The sequence below is a fragment of the Streptomyces sp. WAC05292 genome, assembly GCF_003949955.1.
In the GTDB taxonomy this organism is placed as follows: Bacteria; Actinomycetota; Actinomycetes; order Streptomycetales; family Streptomycetaceae; genus Streptomyces; species Streptomyces globosus.
The window spans coordinates 1-414 of the sequence record NZ_RPSE01000862.1 but is presented as its reverse complement, the minus strand read 5'-3'; the positions used below and the strand labels follow the sequence as shown (position 1 = coordinate 414).

Sequence of the window (414 nt, the reverse complement as noted above, 5' to 3'; positions counted from 1 at the left end):
GAGGGAAGCGTCTTCAAGGGCATCGAGGGGGCCATCACGGCCGACCGGTTCGCGTTCATGACCTCCTTCCTCGCGGACTTCTACAACACCGACGTGCTCGGCGGCGAGAGGATCAGCGAGCAGGCGGTCCAGGCCAGTTGGAACGTCGCCGTCGGCGCCTCCGCCAAGGGCACCCTCGACTGCGTCCAGGCCTGGCTGACCGATTTCCGTGCCGACCTGCCGCGCATCGACGTCCCCACCCTGATCATCCACGGCGACGCCGACCGCATCCTGCCCGTCGACGCCACCGCGGTCCCGCTCGCGCAGCTCATCGAGGGGGCCCAGCTGACAATCGTGCCCGGCGGCCCCCACGGCCTGCTGTGGACGCACGCGGACGAGGTGAACGCCGCCCTGCTCGCCTTCCTGGACTGAGCG

Annotated in this window: 1 protein-coding gene; it reads left to right on the top strand. The window is 70.0% G+C overall.

The annotated features are described in order from the left end of the window. Positions 1-411, top strand: a 411-nt coding sequence (locus EF903_RS33455; protein WP_148142680.1) for an alpha/beta fold hydrolase, incomplete at its 5' end; no start/stop codon positions are given. Positions 412-414 lie beyond the last annotated feature (3 nt).